Here is a 21,023-nt window from a genome sequence, read left to right as displayed (position 1 = left end):
CGTCCCCGGCTTCAGTGGGTGCGGCAGTTTGGGGCATTTTGTCGGCAAAGCTCGACCGAAGGGTGGAGCCGGGTAACCGGATTGGAGCCCGGGTTGGAGGGGTGCTAATGTTCTCTCCGTTGCCGACGAGCGCCGCTAGCTCAACTGGCAGAGCAGCGGACTCTTAATCCGCGGGTTCGGGGTTCGAGTCCCTGGCGGCGCACCAACGATCAAGACCCTGACCTGGCAGTCACCTGCCGGGCTGGGGTCTTCTTCATTCCTGGTGACTTCCGACCGTCGGCTGCTGTCGCGCGTCGTGGTCACCCGCTGGGAAAGCTACGCCGATACGCCTGCGGGCTGGTGCCGGTGATCCGCTTGAAATGGTCCCGGAAGGCCGTGGTGGAGCCGAAACCGACACGTGTCGCCACCCGGTCGACGGGATGGGTCGTGGTCTCGAGAAGGTGCTGCGCCTGGTGGACGCGCACCCGGTGCAGCCACCGCAGCGGGGTGGTGCCGGTCTGGTCGCGGAAGCGCCGGTTCAACGTCCGGGTGCTCATGCCGGCGTGGCGGGCGATGTCGGCGAGGGTCAGCTCGCGCGGGGCGTTGTCGCGCATCCAGGCCAGCAGCGGCTCCAGGGTCGCCCCCTCCGGAGCAGGTGGTTCATGTTTGATGAACTGCGCCTGTCCGCCCGCGCGTTCCAACGGCATGACGGACAACCTCGCCGCGTCGGCGGCGACGGCGGAGCCGTGGTCGCGGCGGACCAGGTGCAGGCACAGGTCGAGTCCGGCCGCAGCGCCGGCGGAGGTCAGGAACTGACCGTTGTCCACGTAGAGCACGTTGGGGTCGACCTGGATCCGCGGATGCTGGGCGGCGAGCCGGTCGGTGGCGAGCCAGTGCGTGGTGGCGCGGCGTCCGTCGAGCAGGCCGGTGGCGGCGAGGGTGAACGCACCACCGCAGATCGAGGCGATCCGGGCGCCGTTCGCGGCGGCGGTGCGCAGCGAGTCGAGCACTGGGGCGGGTGCCGCGGCGGCGGGGTCGGAGACACCCGGCACGACGACGGTGTCGGCGTCAACGAGGACGTCCAGGCCCCACGGCACCGCCATGCTGAACGCGCCGGTGGTGACCGTCGGTGTGGCGGCGCAGACGAGGACGCGGTAGCCGGCGCGCCCGTCGGGCAGGCGGGTGCGGTGGAAGACCTCCATCGGAGTGGCCAGGTCGAACGGGACGACGCTGTCGAGGGCAAGCACGGCCACTGTGTGCATGGCGGAATTCAACCAGTCAGGATTGGGCGGTGACCGCCGGGCGCGCATCGTCCGCCCGCCGCACGACCCCGTCGTACAGGTCCCTGACCGACAGGCCACCGGCGAAGCACCACAGCGCGATGACCGGATCGCAGAGCGCGCAGCCGAAGGACGAGTCGTGCAGCGACGGGATGATCGGAGTGCCGCGCCGGTGGTGCACGACGTCCCAGACCGTGTGCAGGAGCCACCCGACGCCGATGAAGGTGTACGAGGTGAGCCCGGCGTAGCCCACCACCACCAGCAGCGCGCAGAAAGCCAGCTCCCACAGACCGAATCCGCCACCGCTGATGTAGGCGGCCCCGGCGCCGGTGACGACGAGCGCGTTCAGGCGCCGCCGGTGCGGCTCCGGCACGAGGGAGTTGAGCCCGACGTAGACCAGCCCGATCACCACTGGCAGGACATAGCGAAGCACGATCCAGCACCGTTTCCGTTCCCGTTGAAGCGTGTCGGGAAGGAGCCTAGGAATGCCTGCCGTCGAGGACGAGAGGCGAAAATGCCACGGTCCGCCGGATTCCCGCCACCCGTCTCCGCTGCGGTGCGGCCACCACTGCCTCTCCAGGTCGGTACGCGGGCGTGCTAACGTCCCGTCCCGTTGTCAGCGAGCGCCGCTAGCTCAACTGGCAGAGCAGCGGACTCTTAATCCGCGGGTTCGGGGTTCGAGTCCCTGGCGGCGCACCAAAGATCAAGGCTTTGACCGGTGATTATCACTTGGTCAGAGCCTTTTTCGTGTACGCGGGCGGTCGGGCGCTCAGCGGCTGACATCGACGACGGCGGGGGCTGCAGGTGGGTGACGACAAGCGTTCCAGGTTGCGGCGCCGGTCGCGTCCGTGTCGGACAGCATGTCCGGGGTCTGAGCTACGGTCTCCGCCATGCCGATGATCACAATCGCCGATGAAGTGACCGGAGCACCGAAAGGCCCTGAGTGGACGGTGGACGTCTTCGAGGAAGAGGTACGCCTCGACGAGCTAATTCGACGGCGGGTCTTTCTGGAGGTCGCGGAGTCCGGCGGGAACGTCGATCCGGAGGATCGGACCCGGGCGACGCTCGAGGCGTTCGGTCGCAACGGTTTCGTGGTGCTGGTCGACGACCGTCAGGTGACCAGCCTGGACGACAAGGTCCACCTGCACGCCGGGTCCCGGGTGACCTTCCTGAAGCTCGTGCCGCTGGTGGGTGGCTGATGGGCACCTACGACTCGGAACTGGTGCTGCGCGACGTGGTCGACACCATCCGGGGATGGTGTGAGCGGAGCGGAAACACCCTCAACGACCATGGCAAACGGGACTTCGTCGCCTGGGTGGGCACTGTGTGCGGCTGGGCGCCGGAGGGCACCGGGCCGGCGCTGCTCGCCGCGCTCAACGACCCGGCCGGACCGTACGAGCTGGCGTCCCCGCAGGTCGAACTGCTGCCGGACGCCACGCAGCGGGCCGAGGAGATCCGTGCCGCCGTCGCGGCGCTCGATGGCGATGCCACGGATGACGACCGTCGGGTCGCCGCGGCGATGACACTGATCGGCAGCCTGCCGCGGTCGTACCACGTCCGGAAGACCCCGTGGGAGATCGCGCTGAGCGAGATCTGGGAGCGGGCGAGGCAGCTCCTCGCCGCGCAACCGGTGACTGTGCGGCAGGCGCTGTTCGACGCATGGGCGGTGCCGGGACAGGACAGCGACGCGTTGTACGGGCTGCTCCGCTCTCTGCGCTCGGGCGGCGGTTTGACCGGGGCCGGATGGCTGGACCGACTGGGCGGTGAGGCGTGGCTGGGATTCGGTCGGTGGAGCGGGTCGCTCGTGACATTCACCCGGGAGTCGCTCCAAACCGAGTACCTCGCCGGACGTTCGCACCCGGCGGCCCTGGCGACCTGGCGTCGGACGCGCATCGAGCGTTCGTTCTCGAACATGGGCGACGAGGACGCGGCGATGTGGCCCACCGTCAACGTCGGCGAGAAGTGGGCTGACCGGGCCATCGCGGACATCGAGGCGATGTCGGAGGAGCGCCGATCCCGCTGGCAGGCGTTGCTTGCGCATTGCCTGCTCGGCGCGGACAAGGCACGACCGACGGCCGCCTGGCAGAAGAGTGCCCGGGCCCTGCTCGACGCGGTCGGCGTCGACGAGTTCACCGATCGGCTCGACGACTGGCTTCCGCTGGTGGGTCTGCCGCGCAGCCTGCCGCTGCGGATGACCACGTGCTGCAGTGGCCACCTCGCGGAGTTTCCGCCGCGGCTGGCCGACCGCCACAACGTCGGGGTGTTGTGGGGCCTGCTCTGGATGCGAGCGATGTGCCCGCCGTCCGAGGAGACCCTGCGCAGCCTCGGCCACATCGCGGAACGGGCCGCCCGCAAGGTTCCCGGGCACGGTCCGTCGAGCCCGAAGCTGGCGAACGTCGCCGTCGCGGTGCTCGTGGACACCGAGCACCCCGCCGCCCTCGCGCAACTGGCGCGGTTGGCGTCGCGGCTGACCTACAAGAGCACGCTACGCATCGTCGAGAAGGGCCTGACCAAGCACGCCGAAGCGCTCGGCATCGGCCGCGAGGACGTCGAGGAGATGGCGCTGCCCGGTTTCGGGCTGCCGCTCGCCGACAAGCTGGGTGACAGCTCGTACGAGGTCGAGGTGCGCGGCGTCGACGCCGTCCTGGTGTGGCGCAACGCGGACGGCAAGGTGGTCAAGGCCCCTCCGGCGCAGGTGCGCAAGGAGTACGGCGAGGAGTTGAAGGAGCTGAAGGCGACAGTCGCAGACGTCGGCGCGACGCTGATCGGGACCCGCGACCGCCTGGAAGGGCTGCTGCGGCGCGACCGTACGTGGACCGTCGAGCAGTGGCGCGAGCGGTTCCTGGACCACCCGCTGGCCCGGACGCTGGCCCGACGGCTGATCTGGACCGTCGACGGCGTCGCCTGCTGCTGGGGCGGCGACGCCCTGCGGACCGTGGACGACACGGTGTTCGAGCCCGCTGGCGACGCCACGGTACGGCTGTGGCACCCGGTCGGCGATCCGACCTCGGTCCTGGCGTGGCGGGCCTTTCTGGCCCGGCACACGATCACCCAGCCGTTCAAGCAGGCGCACCGCGAGCAGTACCTGCTGACCGACGCGGAGCGGGCCACCGGCACGTACTCCAACCGGTTCGCCGCGCACATCGTGCGCCAGCACCGTCTCATCGCGCTGCTGTCCCGGCGTGGCTGGTCGCACGTTCGACACCGCAACGACGGCGCCAACTATCAGGACCCCTGGCTGGCCCTTCCGGACTGGGACCTGCGCGCCGTGCTGCACATCGCCGGGATCGAGGATCAGGGCGACGATCTGATGTTCGACACGATGGGGACTGACCAACTTGTGTTCGTCCGCGGGGAACGCACGCCAGTGCCGCTGGAGGAGGTTCCGGCGGTCGTTCTCAGCGAGGTGATGCGCGACGTCGACCTGTTCGTGGCAGCGGCCGGGGTGGGCAACGACCCGAACTGGTTCGACGGCGGTCCGCAGGGCCGCTACCGCGACTACTGGTCGCAGAACAGCTTCGGTGACCTCACCCCGACGGCCCGGACCCGCCGGGAGGTGCTGGCCGAGCTGATCCCCCGGCTGGCGATCGGCAACCGGTGCACGTTCACCGACCGGTTCCTCGAAGTCCGGGGTGACCTGCACACGTACCGCATCCACTGCGGCTCGGGCAACATCCTGATCGCCCCGGACGACAGGTACCTGTGCATCATCCCCGACTCGGCGAAGGCGAAGGAGCCGGAGATGTTCCTGCCCTTCGAGGGCGACACCCGGCTCGCCGAGATCATCAGCAAGGCGTTGTTGCTCGCCGCCGACAAGAAGATCAAGGACCCGGTGATCCTGCACCAACTGTGAGGCGGCAGGTGACGGCGCCGGGCCGAGGCCAGGGCGCCGTCGCCCGACGCGTCAGCTGGATGCCCGTTTCGGGAGCAGCAGCTCCTCGTGGTCGAGTTCGCGTTCCAGGACGCGGAGTTCCTCATCTGGCAGCCGGCCCGAGTCGCGCCAGCGCACCAGCTCCTCGCGCTGCGCGGCGATGGCTGTCCGTCGGACCCGGAGCGCCGTCTCGTACTCCGGTGAGGTGGGCACCTCGGATGAATCGCTCTGCTCCAGCAGGTCCAGCCGCCCGCGGTAGCGCGCCAGCCGGGCCAGCAGCTGCGTACGGGTGATGCTGACGGCCACCCCGCTGTCCGGCTCGGCGGCGGCAACGTCGTCGAGGCGGGCCAGGGCGGCCTCGACCGCCGCCGAGCGGGCCTCGTTGCGTATGCGGGCCTGGTCTGTCTCGTTGGCGCGCAGGCCCAGCATCCGCACGAGCGGCGCGAACGTCAGGCCCTGCCCGACGAGTGTCACCAGGACGACCACGAAGGTGCAGAACAGCAGGAGGTCGCGGTCGGGAAAGGGCGCGCCGCTGTTGGTGGTCAGCGGCAGGGTGAAGATCGCGGCCAGGCTGATGACGCCACGAGTGCCGGACCAGCTCAGTGCCACCACTTCACGAGAGGTGAGTCGGCGGGCGTTGCGGTCGGCGCGCTGGATCTGCCGGGCGGTCCCGGGTTCGTCGGCGTCGTCCTGCTCGGCGATGCCTCCCAGCCGGGTGTGCAGCGACCGGGGAAGGGACTGGGTCATCACCAGCCACGCGGGGCGCAGCAGGAGCACCACGCCGACCGACACCGCGACCGCGATGATGATTGTCGACGTGTCGTACTGACGCAGGCCCTTGACGACCTCGGGTAGCTGCTGGCCGATCAGCAGGAAGACGAAGCCTTCGAGGAGGAAGTCGACCAGCCGCCACACCGCGCTGGTCTGCAGCCGGGCGGCGCCCGAGGTGAACTGGGGCGCCTGATGGCCGACGATCAGCCCGGCGATCACCACGGCGAGCACCCCGGAGACGTGCAGTTCCTCACCCAACAGGTAGGCCACGAACGGTGTCGCGAGCGAGATGGCGTTGGACAGCAACGGGTCCTTGGTTAGCGGTCGGGCCAGACGAACGGCCCAGGCGACGGCCGCTCCCACGGCGACCCCGCCGACCGCCGCCAGCACGAACTGGGCGACGGCGGACGGGAACGAGAACTCACCGCCCACGGCGGCGGCCACCGCGACGCTGAGCATCGTCAGCGCTGTGGCGTCGTTGAGCAGCCCTTCGCCCTAAATGATCGTGACCATCTTCGGTGGCAGGTTGACTCGGCGGCCCACCGCCAGGGCGGCCACCGGGTCGGGCGGCGCGATGGCGGCGCCGACAGCGATCCCGGCAGCGAGCGTCGCCCCGGCGACGAACAGGTGGAACCCGATGCCGACCAGAACCCCGGTGAGGAGCACCAGCAGCACTGAGAGGCTCACCACGATGCGGAGGTTTCGGCGGATGTCCAACAGCGAGGAGTCCAGTGCGGCGCTGTAGAGCAACGGCGGCAGCACGATCATGAGCACGAGGTCGGGATCAAGGCCGATGTTGGGGCCGGGGAGCAGCGCGTACGCGATGCCGATCAGCGGCAGAAGCGCTGCGGCCGGCAGGCCGGTGCGGGCCGCCACCCACCGCACGACGACGATGACCGCGACCGCGGCGAGCACGAACAGCAACATCGAATGGGTGCTCACCTGGTTACTTCCCCTGGATCGGCGCGAGGGTCCTCGAATCCACTGCGGGCTCGCGGCCGAGCCGGCCGTTCGGCGCCGTTGGCGCCGGGCAGCGCAGCATGCAGCAGTAACGAGCGTACTCGGCTGATCATCGGACCTGGCCGACTGCTGGGACCGGTCCCCGACAGAGCGTGCGAAGATCGGCCGCCGCGCCCCTACAGTCCGCACCATGAGGTGGACGGTGCGACTCGCGGCCACAATTCCCGTACTGCTCACCGCCCTGGCAGCAGGTGCGGTGAGCGCCGCCGCGGCGCCCGCCGACGGCGGCCTCGGCCTGGCCCTGCGGCCCGGCCAGGCCGACTACCGGGCCGGCGACCAGGTCCGCCTCGACCTCACTGTCACGAACACCACGGGCGCGGCGTGCGCGCTGCCGACCAGCGCCGTCGGCACCGTCCAGGTGACCGGGGTACGCCTCGACGGGCGCGACCTCACGCCGACGCTGGCCCGCAGCTTCCACGACGACGGCATCGGTGCTGCCGCCACCGCAGGGCTCACCACTGTGGAACCCGGTGCGACCGCGACGGTCAGCCTGACCGGCGTACGCCTGCACGACGGCGACACGCCCGACGCGGTGCTGCTCCGCTCGGTGGCAGCAACCCCGGACGGCGGTGGCCTGGACACGCTGTGGCCGGTCGGTGCCCCCGGCCGGTACGAGGTGACCGCCGGCTACCTGCCACTGCCGGTGACCGGCGCGACCGGCCTCTGCGCGGGCGGGACCACGCTGCGGACCACCACCTTCACCGTCGGTGACGGCGACGGCGTGACCGGCCAGCGCTGGCTGTGGCTTGCCGGCGGAGCGTTGCTGCTGGTGCTGCTCGCCGTCGCGCTGGTGGTGGTCCTCCGGCGGAGACGCCGCCGGCCGGCCGCCGCCGCGGTGGCACTGCTGCTGGTGGCCGTCGGCGCGCTGGTCGTCGGCGGGCCCCGACCAGCCCGGGCCGACTACGTGGTGGACCCGACCGGTGGCGTGCCGGTCAGCGGCGTCGACTTCCAGGGCGCTGTCGACACCTGCCTGAAGGGATTCGCCGCGCCCGGCGGGGACCCGTCCGGCCTGCTCCCGCGGCTGCGGGACAAGAAGTCTCCCCGGGTGCGGATCATCCCGACCACCGGCGGCTCGGGCGCGTTCGAGACCCCGGACAGCCCCGACGGGAAGGGCTCCTCGACGGTCACCTGGAATCCGACCTCCGTCGAGCCGTACGGCGACGGCGTGGCCCGGGACCCCTGCGCCGCGCTCTACCACGAGCTGAACCACGCCGACGACATCTCCCAGAACAAGGTTCCGCAGGGCGACTGTGGCAGCACCGAAATCCGTACCGCCGAGGTGAAGGCGACACTCGCGGAGAACCGCTACCGGGTGGCGAAGGGCCTGCCACCACGCACCGAGTACGACGGGAAGACGCTGCCGAAGAACCTCGACGAGTGCAAGAAACCGGCGAAGAAGAAGCCCCCGCAGAAGGGTCCGGTGAAGCTCTGCGAGGAGGGCGCCAACTGCGGCGGCAGCAACGGCGACCCGCACCTGGTCACGTTCGACCGGGTCGCCTACGACTTCCAGGCCGTGGGCGAGTTCACGCTTGTCACCGCCACCGGCGGCGACCCGCTGGAGGTGCAGGTCCGGCAGGCGCCGATGACCGGCACCCGGACCGCCTCGGTCAACTCGGCGGTCGCGTTCCGGGTCGGCGCCCACCGGGTGGCGCTCACGCTCACCGACGGCGGCACCCGGGTGCACGTCGATGGCGCGTCGGTGGCCGCGCCGCCGGAACGCAGCGACCTGCCCGGCGGCGGCACCCTCGCCCGCCGCCCGTCCGACACCGGACCCACCGACGGGTACGACGTGACGTGGCCGGACGGCTCCGCGGCGGCGGTGGACCAGATCGGCCACTACGGCTACCGGGTGCTGGTCAAGCTCGCCGACGGCCGGGCCGGGAAGGTCCGCGGCCTGCTCGGCGACTTCGACGGCGACCCGGCCGACGACATCGCACCGTCCTCCGGGACGGCGCTCACCCAACCGGTGCCGTTCGCGCAGCTCTACCCCGCGTACGCGGACAGTTGGCGGGTCCACCCGGACCGCTCGCTGCTGCACTACGACGACGGGCAGGACACCGGCACGTTCACCGACCGCGCCTTCCCCGAACGGGAAGTCACCGTCGACGACCTCGACCCGGCCCGCCGCGCCACGGCCGAGCAGATCTGCCGGTGGGCCGGCATCACCGCCCCCGCCCAGCTCGCCGAGTGCGTCTTCGACGTCGCGGTCAGCGGCCGTCCCGAGTTCGCGGTGGCCGGCGCCACCACGGAGCGGGTCGCCCCGCCCGCCGCCACGTCGATCACGGCCGTGCCCGTCGCGACCGCCAGCCTGACCCCCGGCGGGGCGCCACTGACGTTCCCCGGCCGGGCCGGCGACGCCGTCTTCGTCGACGCCACCGCGCCCGGGATCGCCAACCGGTGCTCGCCGTACGCGCTTACCGACCCTGCCGGCCAGTACATCGGGGGCGGCTGTGCGATCAACGGCGTCGGGTACATCGACCGCGTCGACCTCACCACCACCGGCACGTACGCCGTGCGGGTCACCGCCGCCCCCGGCGACACCGGACGAGCAGCCGTCCGGCTGTACGTGGCCCGGGACGTCGACGGCACGCTGCAAGCGAACGGCCCGGAGGTCACCGCGATCCTGGATCATCCCGGAGCGCGGGCCCGGTACCGGTTCACCGGGCAGCAGGGCGAGCGCGTCTTCGTCGAGGTGCCCACGAGCACACTTCCCAACCAGTGCTCGCCGCTGGAACTGCGCGACGCCGAGGACCGGCTGCTGAGCAGCGGCTGCGTGATCAACGGCGTCGGCGAGATCGACGGCACGCTGCTGCCCGCCGACGGGACGTACACAGTGGTGGTCAACCCGACCGGACGCACCACCGGCGCGACCACACTGCGGCTGGTCAGCAGCCGCGACAAGGCGGCGACGATCACCGTCGGCGGTCCGCCGGTCGTCGCCACCGTCGACCGACCCGGCGGGGTCACCACCTACCGGTTCACCGCCAGCGCCGGTACGTCGGTGAGTCTGACCGCGACCGCCTCCGACCTACCCGACCAGTGCGGCGTGGTGGAGCTACGCGCCCCCGACGGCAGCCCGATCACCAGCGGCTGTGTGATCAACGGGGCCGGCGACATCGAGCCGACGGTGCTGCCGACCTCCGGCACGTACACAGTGGTGGTGGACCCGTCCGGGGTCGCGACCGGGCAGGTCACGCTGACGCTGAAGTGAGGCGGACCCCTGCCTGTTCGGGGTGGCGTACCTGACGTGCTAGCGTCTCGTCCCGTTGCTGGCGAGCGCCGCTAGCTCAACTGGCAGAGCAGCGGACTCTTAATCCGCGGGTTCGGGGTTCGAGTCCCTGGCGGCGCACCAACGAGCAAGGCCCTGACCTGGTGGTTGACACTGGGTCGGGGCCTTCTTCGTGCGACGGTGCCGCCCAATGCCGTCGTTGCCGTGTTAGCCCTAGGCTGGCGGCATGACGGAACCAGCGCGGACCGGACCTGGTAGGTGCTGATGTACCGGCGTGCGGCGGCAAATGCCCAGGCGATTCCCGACGCTATCCGGGCGGACGTGGAGACGCTCTGGCGCTACCACGACATGCGTCACGAGTTGCGCTCGTGCGACGTGGGAATCGGGTTGGGTAGTCATGACCTCGGCGTGGCCGTAATCGCGACGCGCCTGTACCACGAGAGTCTGTTCCCGTGGATCGTGTTCACCGGCGCGAACGCCCCGACGACCGTCGAGCGGTTCCCGCGTGGAGAAGCAGTGCACTACCGCGAGTACGCCATTGAGCATGGTGTACCCGCGGAAGCGATTCTCGTGGAGCCGCGTGCCGCGAACACCGCCCAGAACCTGGAGTACTCGCTTCAGCTCCTGACCGAACACCGGATCCCGGTGCAGTCGGTACTGATCATGTCGCGGCCCTACCAACAGCGTCGGGCCTACGCTACCTGCAGGTTGATGTGGCCGGAGGTCGATGTGGTCTGCGCGTCGAACCCGCTCGAACTAGACGACTACGTGGCCAGCATCGGTGACCCGCAGCGGGTGGTGGACATGCTGGTCGGCGACACGCAGCGGATCGAGGTGTACGCCGAGCGCGGCTTCGCGATCGCGCAGGAGATGCCGGACGAGGTACGGACGGCGTTCGAGCGCCTGGTGGCGGCTGGCTACACGAGCCGACTGATCTGAGCTCGGTTACCAGCGCGGCCCTCCCGACCGGACACCCATCCGATCGCTGAGTTCGACGGCCAGTCGGGGTGGCCGGGGGCGCGTGAGGATATCCCGAACAAGGTCGCGGGAAAGCTGGTGGTAGCGCACCTGGTCAGCACCAATGATCTCTGCGTTAAGGAGCGCGGCGAGCGCGTCGTCGATGCGGTTCCACCGGGCAAGGGCTCGGGCGGTTTCGATGGCATGCCGAACCTGCCGCTCGACGGGCACGGTGCTGGTGTCGAGTGTGGCGCCGATGGCGATGGCGCGCTGCACGTCGCCGAGTTCCATCGCCACGGTCGTCTTGTGGATCGACACGTTGGTCGGCCCGAACGCGGTCCAGACGTGGTTGCCATCGGCACCGAGCCGCTGCGCGGTGGCATCGGCCTCAGTGATGTGGGTGACGGCCGAGGCGCGGTCGTCGTTCCGGGCGGCGGCCAGCGCGCAGACGAGGTGCAGGCTGCCGTAGACCGACAGCAGCTGCGGAGTGGGTTTGGCGAGCCGTGCTTCCAGGAACTGCGCTGCCGTGGCTGCGAGGCCACGAGCCTGCGCATATTCGCCGATGGACGCCAGTGAGTGCGCGGCGGAGCGGCTGAGCGAGCCGATGACGACGTGGTCGTGGCTGGCGTTGGCGGCGGCCAACCCTCGGCTGGCGGCGGTCCACGCGAGGTCACCTTCGCCGAGCTTGGTGAGGAACAACGCGGCGAGCTGATGGGCATAGGCGGTCATCGCGTGCGCGCGCTGGCCATCATCTCCGTCGTACGCCTCGGTGGCGGTGAGGCAGTCGTGGATGAGGTAGGGCAGCCGGCGGGCGAGGGTGCCGTACCGCGAGTGCTGGTAGGCGGTCCAGATCTCGGCGACGTCGTTTTCGATTTCGCACAGGGAGGGTGCCTCGACGTCCCCGGTGCTGGCTAGCGCTGGCGCGAGGTGACGATAGTCGTGAAGCGCGGCCCGCAAAGCCGGGATGGTCTCGCAGCCTGAGTCGTCCGACCACTCGAACAGGCTCGGTGCACCGATCAGGTCGCCGAGGGACACGTCGAGGGCTTTGGCGATCGCGCGTATGACCGACAGCCGGTCCAGGTCGGCCCGGTTCGTCTCGACCTTGCGTAACCACTCCTGCGTCTTGCCGACCAGACCGGCCAGCACCTCCTGGGAGAGCCCTCGCCGACGCCGGTAGAAGGCGACGCGCTGGCCGATCGTCATGTCGTCCGTCATCCCTCGCACACCATCACTCTGCCCGCTGAAGGCCGCTGGACCCGGTACGGATTTTCCCGGTCCTCCGAAGAGGGCTCCCCTACGTTCAGTTCACCTCGGATCACCGGCGCGTGTCGATGCCGGTGTCGGGATGACTGACAGGGAGCTGCAGATGGAGGGATCGATGAGCGGTACACCACACCACGGCTTGGACCGCTGGCCCGGCCCGTCCGAGAGCGAACTGTCTCGGCGATTTCCCCGCCTGCGTACCGCCATGAGGGCTGCGCGGGTGGGCGATCGGCGGTCTGCTCCCAGCCGCCGTGGTGCGGCGGCGGGCTCGCCATTCCCCCGGCGAGCCCGCCGCTCATCGTCCCTGGCGGGGGTGGCGGCATGACGGTGTACGTCTCGGGTAACGCGGTGGCCAGCCAGTTCCGGCGCCCCGAGCCCAGGTGGACGTCCTCGCAGGGGCAGGTGCGCCCCGCTGATCCGCCGCTGCTCACCTTCGTGTGGCGTCGGCTGTTCGAGCAGCAGGTCCGCGAGGGCGGCCTCCGGTGACCGGGCCGCAGCGCCGTCTCGCGGCGAACCGGCTCGCGCCAGCCGAGGTGGAACATCTGCCGATGCGCCCGCTGTGGCTGTGCCGCCGATGCGGGCAGCCGTGGCCCTGCGGCGCAGCGAAGCTCGCGCTCCTGGCCGAGTACCGAGAAGTGCCGGTGAGCCTGTTCCTCTACCTGGCCGGCTGCCTGCACGACGCGATCGACGACCTGCATCGGCTCAACCCGAGCGTCACGGGCAGCGCCGCCGACATGTTTGACAGGTTCCTCGGCTGGCCCGCCCGCCACACCCACGCCTACCGCGTCAGTACCACCACGGCCGCCAGCATCGAGGAGGCTTCCTCGTGAACGGCATCGGTCTCATCAACGTCACCGGCCAGCCGGCGGTGGCCGGCAGCTTCCACACCCTGGTCGTGCAGCCGACGAGCTTCTGCAACCTCGACTGCACCTACTGCTACCTGCCCGACCGGAGATCCTTGCGCCTGATGAGCGGCGCGGTCGCGCAGGCCTGCGCCGAGTCGATAGCCCAGCAGAACAGCAGACATCCGGTGAGCGTCGTGTGGCACGGGGGCGAACCCACCGCCACACCTATCGGGCTGTTCCGGGATCTACTGGCCCCGTTCGAGGAGCTGCGGCGCGCGCGACTGGTGCGTCACGAGATCCAGACGAACGCGACGCTGATCAACCGACAGTGGTGCGAGCTGTTCACCGCTTACGGGTTCGAGGTCGGGGTCAGCATCGACGGACCGGGCGCGTTGAACCGGAACCGCCTCGACTGGGCCGGCAACCCGACGGACACCCGGACCCTGCGCGGCATGCACACGCTGGCCGACGCGGGGCTGGGGTACTCGGTGATCTGTGTGGTCACCCCGGAAACCATCGACCACGCGGACGCCCTTGTCGACTTCTTCAACGGCCTGCCCGGCTGCGAGTCGGTGGGCTTCAACATCGAAGAGCAGGAGGGCGCCGACCGGGCACCGGTGTCGGAGGACGCCGCGTACCGGTTCTGGCAGCGCCTTATCGAACGTCGCATCGGCGGCAGTCCGCTGCGGATCCGCGACGTGGACCGGTTGGCCGACTATCTCGCCGCCGCCCGCGCCGGACACGTCGACCACGCCCCGTACGAGCCGATCCCGACGGTCTCCTGGGATGGGCAGGTGGTGCTGCTGTCACCGGAGCTGCTCGGCATCACCGAGCCACGATACGGCGACTTCATCGCCGGCGACGTTCTTCGACAGCCCATCACTGCCCTGCTTGCCGACGCCGGCGACTTGGACTACGTCGCCGAGTTCGTCACGGCCCTCAACGACTGCGCCGACCACTGCGCCTTCTACGACTTCTGCCGTGGCGCCCAAGCCGGCAACCGCTACTTCGAGCACGCGACATTCACCGCCCGAGAGACGACCTACTGCCGGACCACCCGACAGGCCCTCGTCCGCGCCGCCGCGGACCACCTCACCCCTTAAGGAGGAGCACCATGACCAATGCTCTCGCGACTCTCGTCAAGGCCGCACCCGAGCAACTCGCTCGCCTCGGCGTCGACCCTGAGCGGTCGGTAACGTCGATCGACGCGGCGAAGTTCGACAACCGCCCCGCCTGGGCTAACAAGGGTAAGTTCGACAGCCGACCCGGCTGGGACAACTGGAACAAGAAGAAGTAGCCCGCACCACGGGAACGCGCGGGGTGGCGTGCCTACCCCGCGCCCGCACAGGTTGAGGACATATGCGTACCACCACGATCGGCGACGTGAAGGTCCTGCTGCCGGACCTCGAACCGGACGACCTCGACACCACGACGAACCTTGCCGACGGCCTCACCGAGGCCCTCGTCGGGGGCGCGGCGTGGCGTGGCGCGCACCTTGAGGACGCAAGCATCCGCAGCAGCCTGATCACCGGCGTGGACCTGAGCGAGAGCACCTGGGAAGGCGGCAGCCTCTACGGCTGCGAGATCATTCGCACCGACTTCTCAGGCGCGACCCTGATCGGCATGACCATCGAACGCTGCGCCATCACCGGCTCCCGGTTCACCGGCACCAGACTCACCGACATACGCCTCAAGGACGTCCTGTTCGACGGCTGCCGCTTCGACTACGCCACCTTCCACCGCGTCACCGCCGCCGGCTCGGTCGCCTTCACCGACTGCACTCTCACCAACGGCGCGTGGTCGTCCTGCCGACTACCTCGCATCGCGCTGCGGTCGTGTGAGCTCACCGGGCTGGAGTTGAACTCCTGCCAGCTCGACGGCACCGACCTGAGAGGCAGCCGACTCCAGGGCCTCAAGACGCCGCTGGACAACCTGCGCGGCGTCACCCTCAGCGAGGACCAACTTCCTGACCTCACCCAGTTGGCCGTCGCTGCTCTCGACCTCACCATTGGTAACGACTGAAGCCGAGGAGGCATCGTGCGCGCTGAATCCACTGGCAGCCCGGACACGATCCTCGCCTGTATCCGGGGCAACTCCGGCTCCGGCAAGAGCAGCATCGCCCGCGAGCTACGACGCCGACACGGCCGGGGCTGCGCCCTGGTCGAGCAGGACTATCTGCGCCGCATCGTGCTGCGCGAGCGGGACAAGCCCGGCGGTGCGGCACCGGCGTTGATCGGGCAGACCGTGCGGTTCGCCCTCGACCACGGCTACCACGTCGTGCTGGAGGGCATCCTGCACACCAGCCGCTACCGCAGCATGCTGACCTCCCTGCGGGACGACCACCGCGGCCGGTCACTGTTCTGCTACCTCGACGTGTCGCTGCCCGAGACCCTGCGCCGGCACCTCACCCGCCCGCAGGTCAGTGAGTTCACCGCCGACCAGATGAGCGGCTGGTACGCCGCCCATGACGTCCTGGGCTGGCCCGACGAACTCGTCCTACCCGAGACCACCGGACTGGACGAGGCCGTCGAGGCCATCGCCGCTGCGGCTGGGCTACCCCAGAGCGGACGCGACGACGACCTGCTACCGAACGTCGCGCCCCCGTAGAGCAGCTCAGGCGGCGACTGGTGTCGGAATGTTCTGCTGGTCCTGTGCCGGCGGCATCAGGGGAACCCGGCGCGGGCGGGACCGTCAGACCGGGTCGGCGGCGCGGATCCGTGGCCACCGCTGCTCGGTCCAGGCCCGCAACAGCCACTCCACCGGTCCGTACCGGAACCGGGTCATCCACGCCGCGCTCGCGGCGAGCTGCGCACCGTAGATGGCGACCGCGATGAGGAGGACGACAGCAGGTGCGGCGGTGCCGGCGAGGCCCAGTCCGACGCCGGTGAAGACCAGCACACAGAGCAGCGACTGACCCAGGTAGTTCGACAGGGACATCCGTCCGGCCGGCGCGACTACGGCGACTACCCGCCGTCCCCGGTTGGTCTGGAAGAACTGGAGAAGGGTGGCGGCGTACGCGGCCGCGAGCAGCGGCGCGGTGAGTACGCCCGCCGCCAGCCCGGTCAGGTTGGCGGTGCCCCCACCGGCGGCGAAGATCACCGCACCGGCCAAACCGATCGGATAGCCCAGCTGCTGCACCCGGCGCAGGAGCTGCCGGTTTCCGGCGACGTCGGTGAGCAGCCGGCGTCGCCCGGCCGCGTAACCGAAGAGGAAGGCCGAGAAGGCGAGCGGCCCCTGCACGAGGAGCGTGCCGACCATCGCCGGCAGTTGGCGTACGTGTTCGGCGATCACCGACCCGATGCCGCCCTGTAGTGCCTCGGTGGACCGTTGCCCCGCCGCGAGCGCCGTCGCCGGATCGGTGACCAGTTGGGCCCCGCCGACGGCGGCGAGCGCGACGACGAAACCGATCCCGCCGGTCAGCAGTACGGCGGCGCGCACGGCGGTGCCGACGGTGACTCGTCGCATGGCGAGCAGGACCAGGCCGAGCAATGCGTACGTGGCCAGGATGTCGCCCTGGAACAGCAGCACCGCGTGCAGGATGCCGAGCACGAAGAGCCCGGCCAGCCGTCGCCGGAACCGGGGAGCGAAGTCGACGCCCCGCCGCGCCGCGGAGTCGAGTTGGAGCGTGAAGCTGTAGCCGAACAGGAAGGAGAAGAGCAGGTACGCCTTCATCGCGAAGAGCAGCTCGACCAGCCACCGGACCGTCTGGTCGCCCCACGAGTCGTAAGCGGGATCCGGAACCAGATGAAAGGAGTAGCCGGAGCTGAAGAAGGCGATGTTGACAATGAGGATGAGGAGCAGCGCCACGGCGCGCAGCGCATCGACGTCCGCGATCCGGGAGCCCGTCCCGGGCGATCCTTCATTCACGACTGGCGGGTCTTTGATGGAGAACTTCACGCGACTACCCCCGTAACGAAAATGACATCGAACTTGATGGCTCCCCCCTTTCCGACCCTACGAAGCGGTAGATCCAGGTGACAGCCGGTGAGCAGGAATGTCGCTGGTGGGGCAGGCACTACCCCAGGACGCAGTCATTCCGCGAGAGGGGCGGATAATTTCCCGGTATGAATCTCGTCGCGATTCGGGAGGACGTCGCCGTCATCGACGCCCTTCTCCGGGGCATCGCTGATCGTCCGGTGGACCTGACGGATCCGGACTGGCAAGCGAAGTTGTCGGCCGCCGCGCCGCCCGCTGAGGAAGCCGGGGTGGCAGTCGAGGCGGCAGCGGCTTTGACCGCTCTGCTGGACATCTACGAATCCGGTGACGAGGCGGCCAGGGACGAGGTCCGGGGAATCTTCCGCGCCCATCGAGCTTTCAGCTGGGGGGTCGGTCTCCGCGGTGAGTTCCCCTCGGCCGCCGCCGAGTTTCGTCGACGGCTGGTCCACATCTCCGCCCGGGACCAGTCTGCGGACCCACGCGACGACCTCGTGGAGATCTGGGAGTTGTGCGAGTGGGCGCGCGATCGCGGGATCGACGTCGAGCCCGTCCTGCACGCGGTCGCCGGCATCTCGGGCGAGGTCGACCATTTCGGCATGGGGTCCACCCGCCTGCTGATCCTGCGCGGCCTGGAACGCCACTGAACCTGGAACCCCACTGAACCTCACACACAAAGCGGTGCCGGCGCCCGAAGGCACCGGCACCGCCTCGTCTCAGTTGGTGTGGGTCAGTCGCGTGGTGATGCGTAGACCGGTGAGGGTGTCGTTCAACCATGGCACCCGCTCGCGGTGCAGGCCGGCAGTCATCTGGTCCGCCCAGATCTCGTACCGCTGGGTCAGCGCCGTCGCACGGGACCGCGCGCTGGTGACCAGGCAGTCGCCGAGTGGGTCACCGGGCAGGTTCGACGAGTCGACAGAAGGCTCGCAGGGCAGCTTGAGGCTGACCTGGTCGCGCAGCGGGCGGCTGGGGTCGAGCGAGCACGGTGCGGGCCCGCAGAGCGTGTAGTTCCCGCTGGCCTTCGCGTACGCATTGCCGATCTTGGCGTCGGTCGGCATGTTCACCGGGATCTGGTACTGCCCGAACAGGTTCGCGGACAGCACGTCGTCCGAGTCGAGGGCGTTGGGCAGACCCAACCGGGTGTACGCCTGGAGCAGCCGCGCCGCCGTGTTCATCTTCTTCAGCGCGGCGGGCACCGGCCCGCTGACCTGTGTGCTCAGGTCCCGGACCCGGTTGTACATCGACTTCTGCCGAGCTTGGAGGAAACCGCGCAGTGTCGGCGTCAGCGAGGTGTCCAGTGCTGTGTTGGGCACGGCCGTCGCGGCGCTCGCGAAGGTGTACCGGCCGGACGGCCACTTCTGGGTCAGCGCCTGTTCCGGGCTGGTCTCGCTGTCACAGTTGAACAGCTCGCAGTCGACCTGGTAGACCTGCTCGTCGGGCCAGGTGAAGTCGGCAGTCCGCGAGTTCTGCCAGGGCAGCGTCGAGTTCAGCCGGAACCGGCTGTGGATCTGCAACCGCAGCTTGCCGTAGTACCGGATCACCCCGGTGCCGTAGCCCGTCGTGCGGGTGTGGACCCAGCTCGGCGTGTAGCAGTGTCCCACCTCGGGCAACTCCCGTACGCCGGCCGGCGGCTCGTCGTGGCGTGGCGTGTACGCGTACTGGAGCGTCAGTACGACGTTCGACATCAGGTCGTAGCGGACGTTGCTGGGTCGGTCGATCTGCCGGGTGCCGTTGCACGACGGCACTGTCGCCTCGTCGGCCTTCGCCGGTGCCGGGGCGAGTTGCTTGTCCGTGTCCCAGAACAGGTCGTAGTTCTTGGGTGTCTTGACCTGCACGCCGTTGGCGTCGGGCTCCCAGCGGACCTGGATCTCGTTGGTCCGGAACGTCCTCAGCGCGGCCGACAACTCGTTGGTGGCGCCGACGTACTCGTCGATCAGCCCGGTGATCAGGCTGTTGGCGTCGCCGTCGACCGGTCGGCCGAAGCTGGCCGCGAGGTCGGCGATGCGGGTGCCCTCCGCCTCGATCTGCGCCGCGCGGCTGGCGCTGACCTGGGCGGCGTACGTCGGGTTCTGGAGCATCAGCATGGAGTACGCCTGCGCGCCGAGGTTCCAGACCGTCGGGTTGCCGACCGGGGTTGCTGGTTCGACCATCGACGGGTCGCGTCCGCTGGCCACCCGAGCCAGATAGTTGATCGACCGGGCCTCGCCGAAGCTGTTCAGGACGGTGGTCGGGTCGAGTGCCGGGTTGTCGGCGTCGGTCTTCGGCACCACGAAGGCGGCACCGCTGGCCAGCTGCGTGGCGGTCAGGTGGAACTCGTTCTCCGGGCCGACGAACTCGCCGTACGTGGGGATCGGTTGGCCGAAGTTCTCCAGGTAGCCGATGTACTTGTTGATGTCGGCGCGGGCGTCGTGCAGGGTGGCGTCGCCGATCGCGGCCAGGACGGTGGCGGCGATGTCCTCCAGTCGCAGCCCGAGCTGGGCGACCTGCTGCTGGACGAGGGTGAGCTGCGCGGTGTTGCCGGCGATGGCCGCGTTCAGCTTGTCGAACTGGGCCATCATGTTCGCGTACACCGTGTTGATCTGCGCCTCGACCCGCGCGAAGCTGGCCCGCATCTCGTCGCCGAGAGCCCGGACCTCGTCGCGCAGTGCCTTGACCTGGGCGAGGATCTGCGCATCCAGCGACGGCGCGCTGCCGCCGAAGAGCCCGACGATCGACATCACGGCGCCGAAGATGTTGCCGGTCATCGCCAACGTCGCGGTGCTGAAGACCGAGCCCGCCAGGCCCCGGCCGGTGATCGCCGCGGCGTACGTGGAGATGGCGCTGATCGTGGTGAGAACCGCCTCGCCGATCACCTTGGCCTTCTTGCCGGCGTCGGGGTCGGCGAACCCGATGAGGGTGGACACCATGCCCAGCCCGGCCTTGACGTCGGAGATCGTCTGCTGCCGTGCCTTGTCCCGGTCCTCGGCGGCCTTCTTGGCCGCCGCGGTGCACTCGGCGCTGGGTGGCCCCTCCGGTGGGCACTTGCTGTTGTTCTCGCCGATCTCGAGACGGATCTCCACGCTCAGGCCGAGCAGTTGGGCGTGCAGGGAGGCGAGCTTCTGCTTGGCCGCCGCGACGTACGCCGCCGAGTCGCCCTGTAGGGCGAGGATCGCCCCGAGGTTCACGGGGGCCAGCCCGGGATCCTGCGTGAGCTGCTCGTAGGTATGTGTCACGTCCACCCCGAAGGGCGCACCGAGTACGGCGTTCCACGCGCTGGCGACCGGTGCGTTGGCGGTCGCCGCCTGGCGGACCGCGGACCACACAGCGGCGAGGGCGTCGTCACGACCGCGCAACCACTGGGCGGTACGCAGTGCGCCGGAGGCGAGTTCCTCGCGGGTGTCCCACGGCTCGACCGTCTTGCCGATGACCGCCCCGACCAGGCCGGTGATCTCCGGTGAGGTCCGGGTGTCGCCGCCGGGGGTGCCGAGCAGGATGTCGACGGACCTGAGCAGCAGGTCCTGCTCGGGCACCAGGTGGTCGTAGGCGGTCAGCGAGCTGTCGAGCGTCTGCTTGCGCGCCGTCAGGTGGGTCTGCGCCTGTTCGGTGGTGGCGTCCGGGTGCAGCCGGTGCCACTGCACGAATTCGGCCGACAGCACGACGGCCTTGATCCGGTCGGCGCCCTGGATGTGGATCTCGGCGACCTGGCCGAAGGCCCGATCGGTGAGCGCTGCCTGCGGGATGGGGACGGGGACGGGATCGGCTGACGCGGATTCGCCGAACAGCGCGCTTGCCGCGGTGACGGCGATCATCGCCACCACGGCAGTCCCGCGCCTCGTACGCGTGGAACGTTTCATTGTCATGCCGCGAACGTATTGAGCAGCCTGAAAGGGCGCTGA

16 protein-coding genes, 3 tRNA genes and 1 pseudogene are annotated in these 21,023 nt (G+C 69.7%); 14 read left to right on the top strand and 6 right to left on the bottom strand.

Features of this window, described 5'->3' with window-relative positions:
* The first annotated feature begins 129 nt into the window (after nt 1-129).
* A tRNA-Lys gene (locus FHU34_RS28275) sits at nt 130-205 on the top strand.
* A 94-nt stretch (nt 206-299) separates the two neighbouring features.
* Here the strand turns inward: FHU34_RS28275 and FHU34_RS28270 are convergent.
* Together FHU34_RS28270 and FHU34_RS28265 are read right to left on the bottom strand one after the other, a co-directional pair.
* Nucleotides 300-1,241, bottom strand: a complete 942-nt coding sequence (locus FHU34_RS28270; protein WP_145785231.1) for a GlxA family transcriptional regulator — start codon at nt 1,239-1,241, stop codon at nt 300-302.
* A 16-nt stretch (nt 1,242-1,257) separates the two neighbouring features.
* Nucleotides 1,258-1,692, bottom strand: a complete 435-nt coding sequence (locus tag FHU34_RS28265) for a DUF6010 family protein (RefSeq protein WP_145785230.1) — start codon at nt 1,690-1,692, stop codon at nt 1,258-1,260.
* 190 nt (nt 1,693-1,882) lie between these two features.
* Here FHU34_RS28265 and FHU34_RS28260 point away from each other — a divergent pair.
* From FHU34_RS28260 to FHU34_RS28250, 3 genes are all read left to right on the top strand, one after another.
* Nucleotides 1,883-1,958: transfer RNA gene (locus FHU34_RS28260), tRNA-Lys, on the top strand.
* A 191-nt stretch (nt 1,959-2,149) separates the two neighbouring features.
* Entirely contained in the window at nt 2,150-2,458 is a 309-nt protein-coding gene (locus FHU34_RS28255) for a hypothetical protein (RefSeq protein ID WP_145785229.1), read from the top strand.
* The gene (locus tag FHU34_RS28250) at nt 2,458-5,112 is read left to right on the top strand and encodes a DUF4132 domain-containing protein (protein WP_145785228.1); all 2,655 of its coding nucleotides are present in this window, start codon (nt 2,458-2,460) and stop codon (nt 5,110-5,112) included. Before FHU34_RS28255 ends, FHU34_RS28250 begins: the two co-directional genes overlap by 1 nt.
* A 51-nt stretch (nt 5,113-5,163) precedes the next feature.
* Here the strand turns inward: FHU34_RS28250 and FHU34_RS28245 are convergent.
* Nucleotides 5,164-6,828: pseudogene (locus FHU34_RS28245) on the bottom strand (Na+/H+ antiporter).
* 223 nt (nt 6,829-7,051) lie between these two features.
* Here FHU34_RS28245 and FHU34_RS28240 point away from each other — a divergent pair.
* The 3 genes from FHU34_RS28240 to FHU34_RS28230 all read left to right on the top strand — a co-directional run bounded on the left by FHU34_RS28240 (nt 7,052) and on the right by FHU34_RS28230 (nt 11,089).
* Entirely contained in the window at nt 7,052-10,132 is a 3,081-nt protein-coding gene (locus tag FHU34_RS28240; RefSeq protein WP_145785227.1) for a VWD domain-containing protein, read from the top strand.
* Between the two features lie 65 nt (nt 10,133-10,197).
* Nucleotides 10,198-10,273 (top strand) — tRNA-Lys (locus FHU34_RS28235).
* 135 nt (nt 10,274-10,408) lie between these two features.
* The gene (locus FHU34_RS28230) at nt 10,409-11,089 is read left to right on the top strand and encodes a YdcF family protein (protein WP_208745096.1); all 681 of its coding nucleotides are present in this window, start codon (nt 10,409-10,411) and stop codon (nt 11,087-11,089) included.
* A gap of 6 nt (nt 11,090-11,095) precedes the next feature.
* On the opposite strand, the gene FHU34_RS28225 is transcribed toward FHU34_RS28230, so the two are convergent.
* Nucleotides 11,096-12,322: a helix-turn-helix domain-containing protein gene (locus FHU34_RS28225; protein WP_208745095.1), complete on the bottom strand. Its 1,227-nt coding sequence runs from the start codon at nt 12,320-12,322 to the stop codon at nt 11,096-11,098.
* A 369-nt stretch (nt 12,323-12,691) separates the two neighbouring features.
* On the opposite strand from FHU34_RS28225, the gene amcA (FHU34_RS33145) reads away from it, so the two are divergent.
* From amcA (FHU34_RS33145) to FHU34_RS28200, 6 genes are all read left to right on the top strand, one after another.
* Nucleotides 12,692-12,856 (top strand): multiple cyclophane-containing RiPP AmcA, encoded by a 165-nt coding sequence (amcA, locus tag FHU34_RS33145; protein WP_167524916.1) that lies wholly within the window; start codon nt 12,692-12,694, stop codon nt 12,854-12,856.
* A complete protein-coding gene (locus FHU34_RS28220) occupies nt 12,853-13,200 on the top strand; it encodes a hypothetical protein (RefSeq protein ID WP_145785226.1) in 348 nt (115 codons plus the stop codon). The genes amcA (FHU34_RS33145) and FHU34_RS28220 overlap by 4 nt, the downstream gene beginning before the upstream one ends.
* The gene (gene amcB / locus FHU34_RS28215; protein WP_145785225.1) at nt 13,197-14,318 is read left to right on the top strand and encodes a cyclophane-forming radical SAM peptide maturase AmcB; all 1,122 of its coding nucleotides are present in this window, start codon (nt 13,197-13,199) and stop codon (nt 14,316-14,318) included. Before FHU34_RS28220 ends, amcB begins: the two co-directional genes overlap by 4 nt.
* A gap of 11 nt (nt 14,319-14,329) precedes the next feature.
* The gene (gene amcA, locus FHU34_RS28210) at nt 14,330-14,512 is read left to right on the top strand and encodes a multiple cyclophane-containing RiPP AmcA (protein ID WP_145785224.1); all 183 of its coding nucleotides are present in this window, start codon (nt 14,330-14,332) and stop codon (nt 14,510-14,512) included.
* 62 nt (nt 14,513-14,574) lie between these two features.
* Nucleotides 14,575-15,237 (top strand): pentapeptide repeat-containing protein, encoded by a 663-nt coding sequence (locus tag FHU34_RS28205; protein WP_145785223.1) that lies wholly within the window; start codon nt 14,575-14,577, stop codon nt 15,235-15,237.
* Between the two features lie 15 nt (nt 15,238-15,252).
* Nucleotides 15,253-15,822, top strand: coding sequence for a kinase (locus FHU34_RS28200; RefSeq protein ID WP_145785222.1), 570 nt, complete (start codon nt 15,253-15,255; stop codon nt 15,820-15,822).
* A gap of 84 nt (nt 15,823-15,906) precedes the next feature.
* On the opposite strand, the gene FHU34_RS28195 is transcribed toward FHU34_RS28200, so the two are convergent.
* Nucleotides 15,907-17,082, bottom strand: coding sequence for a DUF418 domain-containing protein (locus FHU34_RS28195; protein ID WP_145785221.1), 1,176 nt, complete (start codon nt 17,080-17,082; stop codon nt 15,907-15,909).
* 197 nt (nt 17,083-17,279) lie between these two features.
* On the opposite strand from FHU34_RS28195, the gene FHU34_RS28190 reads away from it, so the two are divergent.
* The gene (locus FHU34_RS28190) at nt 17,280-17,795 is read left to right on the top strand and encodes a hypothetical protein (protein WP_145785220.1); all 516 of its coding nucleotides are present in this window, start codon (nt 17,280-17,282) and stop codon (nt 17,793-17,795) included.
* Nucleotides 17,796-17,864: 69 nt separating this feature from the next.
* On the opposite strand, the gene FHU34_RS28185 is transcribed toward FHU34_RS28190, so the two are convergent.
* Nucleotides 17,865-20,987, bottom strand: coding sequence for a hypothetical protein (locus FHU34_RS28185; RefSeq protein WP_145785219.1), 3,123 nt, complete (start codon nt 20,985-20,987; stop codon nt 17,865-17,867).
* Nucleotides 20,988-21,023 lie beyond the last annotated feature (36 nt).

It is taken from the genome of Micromonospora taraxaci (genome assembly GCF_007830095.1).
In the GTDB taxonomy this organism is placed as follows: Bacteria; Actinomycetota; Actinomycetes; order Mycobacteriales; family Micromonosporaceae; genus Micromonospora; species Micromonospora taraxaci.
Note: the sequence above shows the minus strand (reverse complement) of the source record. Positions and strands in the feature narration are given on the sequence as shown.